The sequence below is a fragment of the Undibacterium sp. CCC3.4 genome (genome assembly GCF_034347425.1).
Classification (GTDB): Bacteria; Pseudomonadota; Gammaproteobacteria; order Burkholderiales; family Burkholderiaceae_D; genus Undibacterium.
Window position 1 is genome coordinate 4,237,805 of sequence record NZ_CP133779.1, and the last position, 15,702, is coordinate 4,253,506.

Genomic DNA, 15,702 nt, shown 5'->3' on the forward strand with positions numbered 1-15,702 from the left:
ATTGTAACAAGAGCGGCCAAAAAATTGAGCAAATTTAGCGAAACAAAGCCATCGACAAGTAAATCTCGAACAAGATCTCACTGCCCGGCATCTTCATCGAGGCGCTTTAAGAAGGCCATTTTTTCAGCAATTTTCAATTCCACTCCACGTGGCACCGGCACGTACCAATGCGGCTCGGGCATATCGTCCGGCAAATAGGTTTCGCCGGCCGCATACGCGTGCGGCTCATCGTGCGCATAGCGATAGGCATGACCGTAGCCTAACTCTTTCATGAGCTTGGTCGGCGCATTACGCAAATGCACCGGCACTTCGCGCGATTTGTCGCTTTTAACGAAGGCCATGGCCTGATTGAAGGCTTGGTAGCCGGCATTGCTTTTGGCCGCGATCGCCAGATAAATCACGGCTTGCCCGAGCGCTAACTCGCCTTCAGGCGAACCGAGTCGCTCATAAGTATTGGCCGCATCGTTGGCCACTTGCAGTGCGCGCGGGTCGGCCAGGCCGATATCTTCCCAAGCCATGCGGACGATGCGGCGCGCCAGATAGCGCGCATCCGCGCCACCGTCCAACATACGGCACAACCAATAGAGCGCCGCATCGGGATGCGAGCCACGCACCGACTTATGCAATGCCGAGATCTGGTCATAAAAGTTATCACCGCCCTTATCGAAGCGGCGGGCATTCAGGGTCAGTGCATTTTGAATGAATTCGGCGCTGATCAAGACGGTGCCGGCAGCTTTGGCCGCGCTACCGGTTTGCTCTAATAAATTAAGCAAGCGCCGCGCATCACCATCGGCGTAGCCAACCAAGGTATCGAGCGCTGCCGGCACGATTTGCAGGTGTGGCAGCGCTTTTTCCAAAGCGGTCGTAGCCAATTGTTTGAGCTCTTCCTCGCTTAAAGACTGCAACACATACACTTGTGCACGCGAGAGCAGCGCAGAATTCACTTCGAACGAAGGATTTTCAGTGGTCGCACCGATGAAGGTCACCAAGCCCGATTCCGCATACGGCAGCAAAGCATCTTGCTGGGCCTTATTGAAACGATGAATTTCATCGACGAACAGAATGGTGTGCTTACCCATGGCAAGGTGTTGCTCGGCCTGCTCCATGGCGGCACGAATGTCTTTTACTCCGGAAAACACCGCCGACAAGGCGATGAATTCGCATTGAAAAGCACGCGCAGTCAGGCGCGCCAGCGTGGTTTTACCAACGCCGGGTGGGCCCCACAAGATCATCGAATGCGGCCGACCAGACTCAAACGCGAGCCGCAGTGGTTTACCAGGCGCGAGCAGGTGCGATTGACCGATGACCTCAGCGAGGGTTTGCGGCCGCAAGGCTTCAGCCAGCGGCGGGCTTGGGTCGAGCTTAAAAAGATCAGCCATGCAATGCTCCGATCACGGCCGGAATACATCGGCACCAGCCGGAATGACGAAATTGAATTGCTCGTTTTTCAAAACAGGATTTTTTTCCAAGCTCGTCAGCGTTACCAAGGATATCTGGCCGAAATTATCGCGCAACTCGAGTGCATAGGGCACTCCAGCCTTCATGCCTATGCCGATATGTTCAAATTGACTGTCGCTCGATTTAGCGATGGCGTCCAGCCACTCCATGCCTTGTTTGGTGCCGGCCTCTTTGAGAGTGAAGCTTTTTTCAATCTCACTCGCATTGGCGCTGCCGAACAAGATCGCCGCCGGACTGGCCCCAAGCGCATTACCCAGCTCTTTGATGGTGACCTGATTGAGATCTTTATCGTAGATATAAAGCTTCACGCCGTCGGCCTGTAAAGTCTGGGCATAGGGCTTTTGGTAGGTCCAGATGAATTTTCCCGGCCGCGCAAACACATAACTGCCGCTGGCGGTCTTACTGACTTTCGGTTTACCATCGACCAACTTGATCTGCTGCTGGGTAAATTCACCTTGGGCACTGCGGGTATTGGCGACAAAGGCCTTGAACTGCTCAACTGCCGAGGCGTGCGCGGCTGGGCTCACCACCATGCTGACGGCAAACCATGCGCAAGCACTGCTGGCGCGAAGGAGGTTTCTGACTGATTTCACTGTTTTCCTGTTCTGTGCTGCGGCGTGGTCAGATTTACTCAGCATTCCCGACCGGCACCAAAATTTCGCGGTTACCGTTCGACTGCATCGTCGATACGACCCCACTTTGTTCCATTTGTTCCAATAATCGTGCGGCGCGATTGTAACCGATGCGTAAATGGCGCTGCACCAGAGAAATCGAGGCACGGCGGTTTTTCAAGACAATCGCCACGGCCTGGTCATACAAGACATCGGCTTCATTGCCGCTGCCACCCTCACCGGATTGGGCCTCGCTGCCGCCATCTTCGAGTGTGCCGCCTTCGAGTATGCCCTCAATATAATTCGGTTCACCTTGCGACTTCAAATACTGCACCACACGATGCACCTCTTCATCGGAAACGAAAGCGCCATGCACCCGCACCGGCAAACCTGTTCCGGGCGGCATGTACAGCATATCCCCCATACCGAGCAAGGCTTCCGCCCCCATTTGATCAAGAATGGTACGGGAATCGATTTTACTGCTGACCTGGAAAGCAATACGGGTAGGAATATTGGCCTTGATCAGACCAGTAATCACATCCACCGATGGTCGTTGCGTAGCCAAAATCAAGTGGATACCGGCAGCACGCGCCTTTTGCGCTATCCGGGCAATCAATTCTTCGACTTTTTTACCGACTACCATCATCAAATCGGCCAATTCATCGATGATGATCACGATGGTCGGTAATTTGTCCAGCGGTTCCGGGGCGTCCGGCGTGAGACTGAAGGGATTTGGAATCAATTGCTCTTTCTTGATGGCATCGGCGATTTTTACATTGTAACCAGCCAAATTCCGCACGCCCAGCTTAGACATCAATTTATAACGACGCTCCATTTCAGCCACAGCCCAATTGAGCGCATGTGCAGCCTGGCGCATATCGGTCACCACCGGTGCCAGCAAATGTGGAATCCCTTCATAGACCGACATTTCCAACATTTTCGGATCGATCAGTATCATCCGCACATCGTGCGGATCGGATTTGTATAGCAATGACAAGATAGTGGCATTGATGCCGACCGACTTACCCGAACCGGTGGTACCGGCCACCAGCAGATGCGGCATCTTCGCCAGATCGGCAGTCACCGGATTGCCAGCGATATCTTTACCGAGCGCGATGGTCAGACTGGAGGTGCTGTCGTGATACACCTTGGAACCGAGAATTTCGGTCAAACGCACAATCTGGCGCTTAGGATTTGGCAATTCCAAACCCATGTAGTTCTTACCCGGAATGGTTTCCACCACACGGATCGAGGTCAAGGACAGCGAGCGCGCCAAATCGCGCGCCAAATTCACTACTTGGCTGCCCTTGACACCGGTGGCCGGCTCAATTTCATAACGCGTCACCACCGGGCCCGGGTACGCCGCAACCACTTTGGCGTCGACGCCGAAGTCTGAGAGTTTTTTCTCGATCAAGCGACTGGTAAATTCCAGCGTCTGCACGCTGACGGTTTCCTGCGCTGGTGGCGCTTCATCAAGCAAGCTGATCGGTGGCAAATTGGTATCCGGTAAGTCATTGAACAAGGAAACCTGCTTTTCTTTCTCCACGCGTTCCGAACGCTGCACCGCCACCACTTGCGGCTCTATGCGTACCGGTGCCGCCTCGACGATTTTGGCGCGCTCCTGCACCACCACCTCTTCGCGCTTGACCGCGGCAGTCTGACCTGCACGTCTGTCTTCGGCGGAAGCATATTTATCCTGCACAAACAAGAACACCGTTTCAATGAAAGTACCGATTTTTTCAGCTATGGTCAACCACGATACTTGGAAATACAAGCTCACTCCCAGCGCCATCACCAATAACAACACCAAGGTGGCACCGGTGAACCCGAGCGCGCCGCTGACGCTACGCCCGATCAAATCACCGAGTACGCCGCCAGGTGCCAAGGGCAAGGGGAGTGCGATCGAATGCAGGCGCAAATATTCCAAGCCCATGCTGCCGCATATTAATAAGGCAAAACCGAACTTCGGCACTAATAATTCAGAACGGGCCAACGCCAGCCCCGGCTCGCTGCTCACCACAAAGCGCTGCGCCAGCGTGCGATAGGCGCGCCATACATGGCGCAAACCGGCGACACACCACCACCAAGTCGAGAGGCCGAACACATACAGCAGCACATCGGCCAACCAAGCACCGAATTTACCGCCAATATTATGAATTTTCGGTACCACGCTGGACTGTGACCAGCCGGGATCGGCCTTGGAATACGTCAGCAGCACCAAAATCAAGCAAAGGCTCAGCGCCGCGAAAACGATCCAGCGCGCTTCCATTAACAAAACAACCATGCGGTTCGGCAATGGCGGTGGTGGGGGGCTTTTGGTTTTGCGTGTGTAAGCTTCGTTGTTACTTGTAGTCGTCATAAATCGAAAAAGTGTTCATAGAGACAATCTGAGACAGACACGATAGCATGTTCGCGGCTCAGCGCCAAACCTGAGCGCCCCAAGCATGCTTCACGGCGCGTTTGAGGATAGACTATAATTCTGCTTTATCTGCGGATGGCAGTCAAAAATCCGAAATGCCGAAGCGATGCGCACGGCGCCCTCCGCACGATTGCCGACATATTAACTTTTTTCAGGACGCTTCATGGCCACTTCCAAACACGCTAAAGTATTGATTCTTGGTTCCGGTCCTGCCGGTTATTCGGCAGCGATTTACGCCGCCCGCGCCAACCTCAATCCGGTACTCATCACCGGCGTCGAACAAGGTGGCCAACTGATGACGACTACTGATGTTGAAAACTGGCCGGCGGACCCGCTCGGCGTGCAAGGCCCGGAATTGATGCAGCGCTTCTTGCAACATGCCGAACGCTTCAATACCGAAATCATTTTCGATTACATCCACACCGCCAAGCTTAATGAAAAGCCGATCCGACTCATCGGTGACCAAGCTGAATATACCTGCGATTCACTGATCATCGCCACCGGCGCATCGGCCCAGTATCTCGGCCTGCCCTCGGAACAAGCCTTCATGGGGAAAGGCGTGTCTGCCTGCGCCACCTGCGATGGCTTTTTCTATCGCGGTAAAGAGGTCGCCGTGGTCGGTGGTGGCAATACCGCGGTTGAAGAAGCCCTGTATTTGTCAAATATCGCCAGCAAAGTCACGGTTATCCACCGCCGCGATAAATTCCGTGCCGAGGCGATACTGATCGACCGCTTGATGGCCAAGGTTGCCGAAGGTAAGATTGAGATCAAATGGAACAGCACCATCGAAGAAGTGAGCGGCGATGCTTCCGGCGTCACCGGCCTGACCATCAAACATGCCGACCAAAGCCTCTCCAGTCTGACTTTACACGGTGTCTTCATCGCCATCGGCCATAAGCCAAACACCGCGATTTTCGACGGCCAGTTAGAAATGCACAACGGTTACATCAAAACCCGTACCGGTACCGAAGGCATGGCCACCGCCACCAGCGTAGCCGGCGTGTTTGCCGCCGGCGATGTGCAAGACCATGTTTATCGCCAAGCCATCACCAGCGCCGGCACCGGCTGCATGGCCGCGCTCGATGCCCAGCGCTTCTTGGAAGAATAAGCAGACCTGCCGATATGTCGTCATTGAAAAACTTTGCTGAGCTCAAATCCTTGGGCCAGCAATTGAAGCAGCAGCAGGAAGCGCATAAGATCGCGCAAGCCCTGCGCGCCCAACAGGAACGACAAGCCCGCTTGGAAGCCGACATATTCCGTTCCAGCATCGGTACGGTCGTACCGGTCAAAGTCGCAGAGAAGCACAGCATACCGGCGCGCCGCCCTGCCCCGCTGCCGTTTCACCATCTGGCCGACGAGCAGGCAGCATTACAAGAGTCGCTGTCCGACGATTTCGATGCCGACACCCTGCTCGAAACCGATGGCGACCTCAGTTACAGCCGTCCCGGTGTCGGTGCCGATGTGGTGAGAAAATTACGCAAAGGCCATTGGAGCATTCAAGCGCAACTCGATCTGCATGGCTTGCGGCGCGATGAAGCGCGTGATGCACTGGGCGAATTTCTCAGAAAATGCGCGCGCAATGGCACACGCTGTGTGCGCATCATCCATGGCAAAGGCTTGGGCTCGGTGAATAAAGAACCGGTCCTCAAGCATAAAGTCAGAAATTGGCTGATACAAACAGAGGAAATCGTCGCCTTCAGTCAGGCGACCGCCGCCGACGGCGGTGCCGGCGCACTGATCGTGCTACTGCAAGCCTGAGCAGAACAAGGAGCAGATAGTTAGCAGCTGACAGCCTGAAACTTCCGGCTTCACACCGGGGTCGCGATACCTACGCGCCTTAGTCGCGGAACTTGCCGTCTTTGCTAATTACCGTCATATCGACATATTTCGAGCCATTGTGGTTGCTCGGTGAAAAACTGACATCGAAGCCGCCACCATCGTAACTACGCATATTGATGGTTTCGAGCGCACTGATGAACTTCTCGCGCGTCAGGTTTTGACCGGCGCGGCGCAAACCCTCTACAAATATTTTGGCATCAATATAACCTTCCAAGCTGGAAAAATTCAAGTCATTGATACCAGCCTTATTCATGATTTTGCTGTACTCACCGACCACGGCAGCGCTCGCACTCGACCAAGGGAATGGCACGACTTGAGAAATCACTACACCCGGGCCATCCTTGCCCAAGGTTTCCGCCAAGGCCTGACTACCGACAAACGATACATTCATGAACTGCCCGGTATAACTGCGGGCACGCATTTGGCGAATCAAGGCAGCACTGGAGCCGTAGGCGCTGATCTGAATGATGACATCCGGTCGTTTGATCAACAGCTTGTCGACGGCTTTGCTGACATCAATGCTGTTGCGCTCAACGGTAGCGGTATCGACGATAGGTAAGTTCAATTTTTTCAGCGCGCGCTCGACACCTGCCAAGCCAGCTTTACCATACGCATCGTTCTGATAAAACACCGCGATATTTTTCAGGCCAGTGCTGACCAAACGATCAACCAAATGTTCGGTTTCATCGTAATAACTGGCGCGGACGTTGAAGATCAAGCGATTGAATGGCTCGCGCAGAGACTGTGCACCGGAAAAAGGCGCAAAAAACGGCACACGCGCTTGCGTAAAAATCGGCAATGCCGCATTACTGGTCGGTGTACCGACATAGCCGAACAAGGCAAACACTTCATCGGTTTCAATCAGACTCTTGGTATTTTTCGCCGCCAAATCAGCTTCGTATTGATCGTCGCGCTTGATTAATTCTATCTTGCGACCGAACACGCCACCGCTGGCATTGACATGATCAAAATACGCTTTGGCACCGACATTGAGCTGTATACCAAGCTGGGCGGCCGGTCCGCTGAAGGCCGCAGATTGCCCCAACACGATCTTGCGATCAGTGATGCCATTCTCAGCCAAGCCGGGGAAGGCAGCAGTTACCAGCACTGCTGCCAGCAGCCACGCGGAAGTTTTCGAGTGTACGCTTGTCGATTTCAATGTTGTGTCACTTCCGGTTCACATCGTGCTTACACCGCATCAGGTCCGGTTTCCCCGGTACGAATCCGTACCACCTGCTCGACATTTTGCACGAAAATTTTTCCATCGCCGATCTTACCAGTATGGGCCGCTTTAATAATTGCATCTACTACATGGTCGCAGATATTATCATCAATCACGACCTCAATCTTGATTTTGGGCAAGAAATCGACCACATATTCTGCACCGCGATACAGCTCGGTATGGCCTTTCTGCCGACCGAAGCCCTTCACTTCAGTGACGGTCAAGCCGGTGACGCCGACATCGGCCAGCGCTTCGCGTACTTCGTCGAGTTTGAATGGTTTGATAATGGCGGTAATTTGTTTCATCTTGTTTCTCCCTGATTAATCTCTGAATGCGGAAGTGACCGGATAACGCCAGTCACGTCCGAATGCCCGGTGGGTAATGCGTATGCCTATCGGCGCTTGGCGGCGCTTGTATTCGTTGATCTTGATGAGGCGCGTAATGCGCTCAACATCATCGTGTGCATAACCGGCCGCGACGATCTCGGCGCGCGACCGGTTCTCTTCCATATACAAGCGCATGATCGCGTCGAGCACTTCATACGGTGGCAGCGTATCCTGATCGGTCTGATCGGGACGCAACTCAGCCGAGGGCGGGCGCGTCAGTATCCGCTCCGGTATTACATCCGACACCGTATTGCGCCAAGCGCACAACCGATACACCAAGGTCTTGGCGATATCTTTAATGACGGCAAAACCGCCGGCCATATCGCCGTACAGAGTACAGTAACCGACCGCCATTTCGCTTTTATTCCCAGTGGTCAGCACGATACTGCCGTATTTATTTGACAAAGCCATGAGCATGGTGCCGCGTATGCGCGCTTGAATATTTTCTTCCGTCGTGTCTTCCTTCAAGCCGGCAAATTCTGTCGCCAAGCTGCTGCGAAAAGCATCGAAGCAGGCGGCGATGGCAATCTCATCATAGCGCACCCCAATGCGTTTGACCATCTCGCGCGAGTCGAGCAGCGAGATATCGGCGGTGTACGGCGACGGCATCATGACGGCACGAACGTTCTCGGCACCCAAAGCATCGACCGCGATCGCCAAGGTCAGGGCAGAATCGACCCCGCCCGACAAACCGAGCAAAACCCCGGGGAAACCATTTTTGCGCACGTAGTCGCGCACCCCCAGCACCAACGCCGCATAAACTTGCTGCTCAAGCGCAGCGGGGGCAGGCAGTGGCAAGGGCTGTGCTTGGGCTCCATGAAATTCAATGATCTGCAAATCTTCTTCGCAATGACGCAGCTGCGCCACCATCACTCCGGCCGCATCGAGCACGAAGGAATTCCCATCGAACAGCAACTCATCCTGAGCGCCGACCAAGTTGGCATACACCAACGCCATGCCGGCCGCCGTGACATGGCGACGCATGGTGGCGGCGCGCTGCCCTTGTTTTTCCATATGAAATGGCGAAGCATTCGCCACCAACAAGACTTCCGCACCGGCCGCGCGGGCCGCCAGCGGGGCCGCGTCCGACCACGTATCTTCACAAATATTGATGCCGAAACGCAGGCCTTTGACATCGAATACCGCCGCGGCATTGCCGGCAGAAAAATAACGGAGTTCATCAAACACGCTGTCGTTCGGTAATTTCTGTTTGCAATAACACAGACTGATGCCACCATTGAGCAAGACCGACACGGCATTGTAATAGCGGCCGTCACGCGCCAAGGGGTGACCGACCAGCACATGCACGTCGGGCTGCGCGGCCAACTGCGTCGCCAGCCGGTTTAGGGCATACTCTGCCTGAGCATAAAACGCCGGACGCAGCAGCAAGTCTTCGGGTGGATATCCAACCAAGGATAATTCCGGGGTAATCACAATATCGGCACCGCGTTCGGCGGCGCTGGTGGCAGCGGCCAATATTAATGCGGCATTGCCGTCAATATCACCAACCCGGCTGTTGATCTGGGCAATCGCAACTTTAATGGTCTTCATCATGCACTCTGATTCGGTTCAAATATGGAATTAATTTCTCTTAACCAGCATTATCGCATGGGCATCGCCAGTTCTCTCAGAGAGATTGGAAGCGCCGCATGGGACCAGCTACTGGCAAGCGATCCGGCTGCCAACCCTTTTCTGTCGTCGGCATTTTTAGATGCTTTACACGAATCGGGTTCGGCCTGTCAAGCCAGCGGTTGGACACCGTGTTTCCTCACACTATGGCAGCAAGACCGCCTGGTCGCCGCTTGTCCGCTGTATGAAAAAAATCATTCTTCCGGCGAATATGTGTTCGACTGGGCTTGGGCCGATGCCTATCAGCGCTATGGTCACGCGTATTATCCCAAATTATTGTCGGCCATTCCATTTACCCCCGTCAGCGGTTGCCGCATCATCGCCGCCCATGCCGGCGACAAACGCATGCTCATCAGCGTGCTCAGACAAGTCTTGGCCGAGCAAGGCTACTCATCTTGCCACGCGCTGTTTCTGCCGGAAGAGGAAGTCGCCTTGTTCGCCCAAGCCGGCTTCTTGATACGCACCGGCGTACAATTCCACTGGAACAACCCGGGCTACCGCGACTTCGAAGAGTTTTTAGCCACGCTGGAACAAAAAAAACGTAAAAATATCCGTGCTGAGCGCCGCAAAGTAGCCGAGCGCGGCATCGTGTTTTCACATGTCAGCGGCAGTCAAGCGAGTACCGAAGACTGGCGTTTTTTCAAGCAATGTTATGACCTCACCTACACCAACCACCACGCTCGACCGTATCTGAATCTGGATTTTTTCCTGCGCATCGGGGCCAGCATGCCGCAGCATATCCATCTGATTTTTGCCGTGCGTGACGGCGAAAAAATCGCCGCATCCCTGCTCATCCATCATCAACAGCGCGTGTATGGCCGTTACTGGGGTTGCATCGAACAGCACCCCTGTCTGCATTTTGAAACCGCGTACTACCAAGCAATAGAATTCTGCATACGCGAAAAAATCAGCGTCTTCGAAGGCGGTGCCCAAGGGGAACACAAAATGGCGCGTGGTTTCTTACCATTCAAGACCTGGTCAGCACATAGTTTGGCCCTACCAGAATTTAACGATGCGGTGGCGAATTTTTTAAACCGTGAGCGCCAGGGAATAGAAATGTATCTTGACGACCTCAATGAGCACAGTCCTTATCAGCAAGCACCACAAGCTACTTGAAATTTCGCGTGGTTCAAGGCATTCTGCTGTAATGCAAAATAATACACACGCACCCGAAAGTTTGACTGGGCCTGCCCTGCTGAGCAAACGGGTGGGTCGCTTTCATTTAACCGAAAAACTCGGTGCCGGTGCCAGCAGTACCGTCTACCTCGGACACGACCCTGTGATCGATCGCGCCGTTGCGATCAAAATTCTTAACTGCGCTACCAACGCCGTCGAAAAAAAACAAAAGGAACAACAATTCATCAACGAAGCGCGTGCCGCCGGCCGTCTGTCGCACCCGAATATCGTGACGATCTTCGATGCTTCCAGCGAAGGCGGCGTCGCCTTCATCGCTATGGAATGGCTGGCCGGTCAAGATTTGCGCCTGTTGCTGGGCCAAGGACATCGCTTCGACATCATTGAAACGGCCACAATCATACAAAAGATCGCCGATGCGCTCGCTTACGCCCATGAGCAAGGCGTGATCCACCGAGATATCAAACCCGGCAATATTTTCCTGCTACCGAACCAGCAGCCTAAAGTGCTCGATTTCGGCATCGCCCGCTCGCCCAACCGCCTGCTCGACGACAGCCGTGACGGTGCCCCTACCTTGTTCAATAATAATATTCTCGGCACACCGAATTACATGTCGCCCGAACAAGCGCTGGGCAAGGCAGTGAATGCCCTGACCGATGTCTACTCACTCGGCGCGGTGATGTATGAAATGCTGACCAGGCAAAAGCCTTTTCAAAGCAATGATATCGACAAATTGCTGCAGCAAATCGCTCACAAAGCCATCAAGTCCCCATCCGAAATCTTGCCAGCCATTCCCGCGTCCTTATCGAAAATCGTCGTCAAAGCCATGCAGAAAGATTTAAGCCTGCGCTATCAAAGCGCGCGCGAGATGTCGCAAGCCCTGGAGCGCTTCCTTGAGCGCGACAAAAAGCTCAAACAAAAAGGCGGCCGCGCTAACACTGACAGCCCACGTAAGCGCAGCAATCAGCCTGGCGGTGCCAACTCGCTGCTGTGGTTATGCGCCATGGCTGTTGTGCTTGCGATTGTGGCGATCGCTATCAATCCACTCCGACACTAAGCCCAGAAATTTTCCCAACTGGCAGTCGCGTCGTTCCTGCGAGCTTTTGGCAGGAATCCAGCGACGTTCGTCGTTAACTGAAAACGACACGGTGTTCCCGCCAGAGGCATGCGAAATTCTTAAAAAAAACGCACCGACAAGGGTGCGTTTTTTCCAACGACAGCAAGGCTGTCGTTTTACTCTTTGGCTTTGTTAAAATTCGCCACGCCGTCGAGGATTTCTTTCTTGGCATCTTCCGGACCGCCCCAACCTTCGACCTTGACCCATTTGCCTTTTTCCAGATCTTTGTAATGCTCAAAGAAATGTTGAATTTGGCGCAAGCGCAGTTCATTCATGTCTTCCGGCTTCTGCCAGTGCGTGTAGATGGGCAGAATTTTGTCGACCGGTACGGCTAACACTTTGGCATCTTCGCCGCCTTCGTCAGTCATTTTCAGTACGCCGATAGGACGGCAGCGCACCACCACACCGGGGAACAAAGGGAACGGTGTGATTACCAATACATCGACCGGATCGCCGTCGCCAGCCAGAGTTTGTGGCACGTAGCCGTAGTTGCATGGGTAATGCATGGCCGTACCCATGAAACGATCGACAAAAATCGCGCCGGTTTCTTTGTCAACTTCGTACTTGATCGGATCGGCATTCATAGGAATTTCGATCACGACGTTAAAATCATTTGGCAGATCGCGACCTGCAGGAACATTATTCAAGCTCATGGCACTCTTTCTTGGTAAATATCAGGTAGAACTAAATTCGGTCAGGGCAGATTATAGCCAATTTCGGCAGGGTTTTGTGCACTGCCGCAGCGCGCTGAGCGCCGCCACGGCAATCACAAGGTGGTCGCGATCGCACATTGTCGGTAATGCCGCGCGGCCGCGTCGCTCTGCCCCAAAGCTTCATGCAACTGGGCCAGCTTAAGATTAGCTTCGCGTACCGTGGTGGCCGAACTCGCATCTGACAAGGCTTGTTCCATATGTCGCTGCGCCTTACCCCATAATTTTTGACGCAGACACAGGGTACCCAGGGTCAGTGCCAGCTCGGCATCGGTAGGATGAACCAGCAGCCAGCGTTCACAATGGTCGATTTGCGACAGCAAGGCGGCTGACCCTTCGGCTGCCGCGGCTTCGCGATAGGCGCGCAGCAAACGCTCGTCCCATTCGCCGGCCAAGGCTTTTTCAACGATATTACGCGCATCATCAAACAAACCGCGCGCATTGAACGACATCGCCGCTTGATAGGCGACAAACGGCGAGCTGCGGTCCGCCGCTGGAATCTCATACCAAGCACGGCGCACCGATTCGGCATCATGCCCATTGGTTTTCAGCATATCTTCGTAAGCCAGCTCTTTAAGTCGGGTCGACAAGGCTGGATGCAGGGCATGGTGCTTGTCGAGCGTACGCACGAGTTTCAATACTTCCGGCCATTTACCGGCTTGTTGATTGGCTTTCAAAGCCCAGCGCAGCACTTGAATATGGCGGCTGCCACTGGCATGCAATTCACGCACGGCGTCGAGCGCCTTGCTCGATTGATGCTGATCGACCAGCAATTCGGTGGCCGTCACTAAACGTGCGACTTTATGCGTCGCATCGCTCTCGATACCGGCCAGCCAAGCATCGCGCCGTTCAAATTGGCTCATGTGATGCGCGGCACGCGCACCGATGAGTGCCGACACACTGGCATTTTCAGGCAATTCAGCCGCGCGCATGGCGGCTTTTTCAGCATAACCGAAGCGCCCTTCAAACAAGGTGCGCAGCGCTTCACGCAAAGCCTTATTGGCATCGCGTTCGCGCTTATTTTGGCGGTAAGCCGCTACTTTACGTGGCATTTTACGGGTAGTCGTGAAAGCACCGATCACCACGTACACCAAGATGAACAACACCACGAGTACGACCAAAAACAGATTGAGCGAGAGATCGATGCGATATGGCGGGTAAAACAACACCATATTGCCGGGATTAAAACGCGTACCCAAAGCCAGGCCAACGGCCAGAGCAAACAGGATCAGAAGCCGGATAAAAATTCGCATACGCTAAGGCTTCACTTTGTAGTTATGTACCGCATTGAGACTATCTGACAGGCTAGGCATCTCGATGGACAGATTACTGCTCTGCACTTGGCGCAGCAAAGCCTGCACCGTTTGCGTCTGCTTGGCGCGGGTGTCGAAGTATTTAGTAATAGCGTCTTGCGCCAAAATCATATCGCTGCGAAACACGCTTTCATTGCGCGTCAACAAGGCTAGCCGCGCATTGAGCAAACGCAGCTTGAGGTTTTCGCGCAGAAAATACGACTGTTCCGGAGCCAGCAGTAAAGCCTCTGGCGTATCGACGCTACGAACCCGCACAAGCTGCTTGACTTCAACCCACATTTCGCTCGCAAAGCTTTGCCACGCATCTTGCAAGCGCGCACTCCATGGATTTTCCACGATTTCGCCGGCTTCCGCGGCCCCGCCTTTGGCAGCGACTTTAGTTTTCGGCAATACTCGCAACGGTGCTTTCGGTGCGATCGCGCTGGCGACCGACTTTTCAGCAGACCACAAGGGAATATGTTCGGTCTGCGCAATCACGCTGTCGAGTCGCAAGGCGATGCCGGGCAAATCGAGTGTAGGCAGCGACTTGAGTTTTTCAATATCGCGTGCAATCGCGCGTCGGATCGCGATGAATTGCGCTTTATCCGATTTCGCCAGACGGGTATCGGCATTTTGCAAGGCGATCAAAGCCCCTTGCACATTGCCGGCCAATTGCAGCTCTTGGCTGGCAGTCGAGAGCACTTGCTCAATTTCGGCCAGCGCCCATTCATCACGATTTTTCGATAAATCCTGATACAACTGCTCAAGCGCGATTTGCTGGCTCTGCGCCTCAGATTGCTTGGCTTCGAGCAGAATCACCTTCGATTGCACTTCCTTGGTGGTGTCCTGAACATTGCGCGCCATCATTTTTGTTTCGGCACTGACTGTATCGGCCGACAATAAGCGTCGCGCCACTTCTTCGCGCAGCGCGCTGATTTGATTCTGTGCACTCCACCAGTTGGCGGCCAGCAGCACACCGAGCACGCCAGCCAAAACGAAAGCCGGCTGCTTCCAAGCCGGTCGCGCTGCCGAAGAAGTCATGGCCACCGTCGGCGGTGCCGACGGTTCAGTGTGTGGGCTCGGCGTGGCGAGCCCGGAATTGGTTTGCTGTTCATTCATAGACGAGATTGTAACGCGACAAGCACATGCGCGTCGCCTGAGCCAGTCAAAGTGACATGATGAAACCCCAGTGCCGCAGCCGATTCTGCAATGCGAACGTGAGGAACGATTAAATGTTGATGTTGCATTTTTACGACAGCATTATCCAAATCGAGCTGTCGACTCCAACTCACCAGCGTGCGTAAGGCTTCCGAACTGGTGATGATCCAATCATTATCGCGGTCGAGCAAGTCCGTCAATTGCTGCTTCACTCGCGCATCAAACAGCGGCGCACCACGGCGATAAGCGAGCACTTGTTCGACCTCGGCACCGCAAGAACGTAATGCATCAGCCAATAATTCACGCCCCCCGGCGGCGCGTACGATCAACACCGGACGACCACGTAATGCCGCAGCATCGAGTTCTTCAAGCAGCGTTTCCGAATCGGTACGCACTGCATTACGCGGACTGATGATGTTGGCATTACTATCATCGATACCATGTTTCTGTAGCGCCACTCGGCTGCCGGCACCGATAATGGCAATCGAGACAGCAACTGGCCACTTTGGAACATGCGCGAGCAAGGCCGCGATCGCATTCGGACTCACGAAAGCGACCAGCGCGAAATCCGACAAGCGTGCCACCACCGCCCGCAAGGCCGACTGATCTGCCAGCGCCGCGATATCGAGCAGAGGAAAAATACAAGTGCGCAGCCCGAGCGCTTCTACCTGCGCGGCCAGCGGCACTGCTTGCGCCAACGGACGCGTCACGATCACCTGCGACATGG

Annotated in this window: 14 protein-coding genes; 4 read left to right on the forward strand and 10 right to left on the reverse strand. The window is 54.3% G+C overall.

Features of this window, described 5'->3' with window-relative positions; translation table 11 throughout:
* Window positions 1–77: 77 nt before the first annotated feature.
* From RHM61_RS18735 to RHM61_RS18745, 3 genes are read right to left on the reverse strand one after another with little or no spacing between them, the layout of a single operon-like run.
* Window positions 78–1,379, reverse strand: coding sequence for a replication-associated recombination protein A (locus RHM61_RS18735; RefSeq protein WP_322248828.1), 1,302 nt, complete (start codon window positions 1,377–1,379; stop codon window positions 78–80).
* Between the two features lie 12 nt (window positions 1,380–1,391).
* The gene (lolA, locus tag RHM61_RS18740) at window positions 1,392–2,096 is read right to left on the reverse strand and encodes an outer membrane lipoprotein chaperone LolA (RefSeq protein ID WP_416200194.1); all 705 of its coding nucleotides are present in this window, start codon (window positions 2,094–2,096) and stop codon (window positions 1,392–1,394) included.
* A complete protein-coding gene (locus RHM61_RS18745) occupies window positions 2,086–4,428 on the reverse strand; it encodes a DNA translocase FtsK (RefSeq protein ID WP_322248830.1) in 2,343 nt (780 codons plus the stop codon). Before RHM61_RS18745 ends, lolA begins: the two co-directional genes overlap by 11 nt.
* 223 nt (window positions 4,429–4,651) lie before the next feature.
* Between RHM61_RS18745 and trxB the strand changes: the two genes are divergently transcribed.
* Both trxB and RHM61_RS18755 read left to right on the forward strand, forming a co-directional pair.
* Window positions 4,652–5,596, forward strand: a complete 945-nt coding sequence (trxB, locus tag RHM61_RS18750; protein ID WP_322248831.1) for a thioredoxin-disulfide reductase — start codon at window positions 4,652–4,654, stop codon at window positions 5,594–5,596.
* Window positions 5,597–5,610: 14 nt separating this feature from the next.
* Entirely contained in the window at window positions 5,611–6,246 is a 636-nt protein-coding gene (locus tag RHM61_RS18755) for a Smr/MutS family protein (protein ID WP_322248832.1), read from the forward strand.
* Window positions 6,247–6,325: 79 nt separating this feature from the next.
* Here the strand turns inward: RHM61_RS18755 and RHM61_RS18760 are convergent, their stop codons facing one another.
* The 3 genes from RHM61_RS18760 to RHM61_RS18770 are packed head-to-tail and all read right to left on the reverse strand — an operon-like array spanning window position 6,326 to window position 9,486.
* The gene (locus RHM61_RS18760) at window positions 6,326–7,486 is read right to left on the reverse strand and encodes an ABC transporter substrate-binding protein (protein ID WP_322248833.1); all 1,161 of its coding nucleotides are present in this window, start codon (window positions 7,484–7,486) and stop codon (window positions 6,326–6,328) included.
* A gap of 29 nt (window positions 7,487–7,515) precedes the next feature.
* Window positions 7,516–7,854: a P-II family nitrogen regulator gene (locus RHM61_RS18765; RefSeq protein WP_322248834.1), complete on the reverse strand. Its 339-nt coding sequence runs from the start codon at window positions 7,852–7,854 to the stop codon at window positions 7,516–7,518.
* A gap of 15 nt (window positions 7,855–7,869) precedes the next feature.
* Complete coding sequence (locus tag RHM61_RS18770) at window positions 7,870–9,486, reverse strand: NAD+ synthase (RefSeq protein ID WP_322248835.1); 1,617 nt, start codon at window positions 9,484–9,486, stop codon at window positions 7,870–7,872.
* A gap of 24 nt (window positions 9,487–9,510) precedes the next feature.
* On the opposite strand from RHM61_RS18770, the gene RHM61_RS18775 reads away from it, so the two are divergent.
* Window positions 9,511–10,680 (forward strand): GNAT family N-acetyltransferase, encoded by a 1,170-nt coding sequence (locus tag RHM61_RS18775; RefSeq protein WP_322248836.1) that lies wholly within the window; start codon window positions 9,511–9,513, stop codon window positions 10,678–10,680.
* Between the two features lie 31 nt (window positions 10,681–10,711).
* Window positions 10,712–11,755 carry a serine/threonine-protein kinase gene (locus RHM61_RS18780; RefSeq protein WP_322248837.1) on the forward strand — a complete coding sequence of 348 codons (1,044 nt, stop codon included), beginning with the start codon at window positions 10,712–10,714 and terminating at the stop codon, window positions 11,753–11,755.
* A 176-nt stretch (window positions 11,756–11,931) separates the two neighbouring features.
* Here the strand turns inward: RHM61_RS18780 and ppa are convergent, their stop codons facing one another.
* From ppa to RHM61_RS18800, 4 genes are all read right to left on the reverse strand, one after another.
* A complete protein-coding gene (ppa, locus tag RHM61_RS18785) occupies window positions 11,932–12,468 on the reverse strand; it encodes an inorganic diphosphatase (protein ID WP_322248838.1) in 537 nt (178 codons plus the stop codon).
* A 113-nt stretch (window positions 12,469–12,581) separates the two neighbouring features.
* Window positions 12,582–13,778 (reverse strand): heme biosynthesis HemY N-terminal domain-containing protein, encoded by a 1,197-nt coding sequence (locus RHM61_RS18790; RefSeq protein WP_322248839.1) that lies wholly within the window; start codon window positions 13,776–13,778, stop codon window positions 12,582–12,584.
* Window positions 13,779–13,781: 3 nt separating this feature from the next.
* On the reverse strand, window positions 13,782–14,936 hold the full coding sequence (locus tag RHM61_RS18795; RefSeq protein ID WP_416200195.1) for a uroporphyrinogen-III C-methyltransferase: 1,155 nt from the start codon (window positions 14,934–14,936) through the stop codon (window positions 13,782–13,784).
* A complete protein-coding gene (locus RHM61_RS18800; RefSeq protein ID WP_322248840.1) occupies window positions 14,933–15,700 on the reverse strand; it encodes a uroporphyrinogen-III synthase in 768 nt (255 codons plus the stop codon). The genes RHM61_RS18795 and RHM61_RS18800 overlap by 4 nt, the downstream gene beginning before the upstream one ends.
* Window positions 15,701–15,702: the final 2 nt, after the last annotated feature.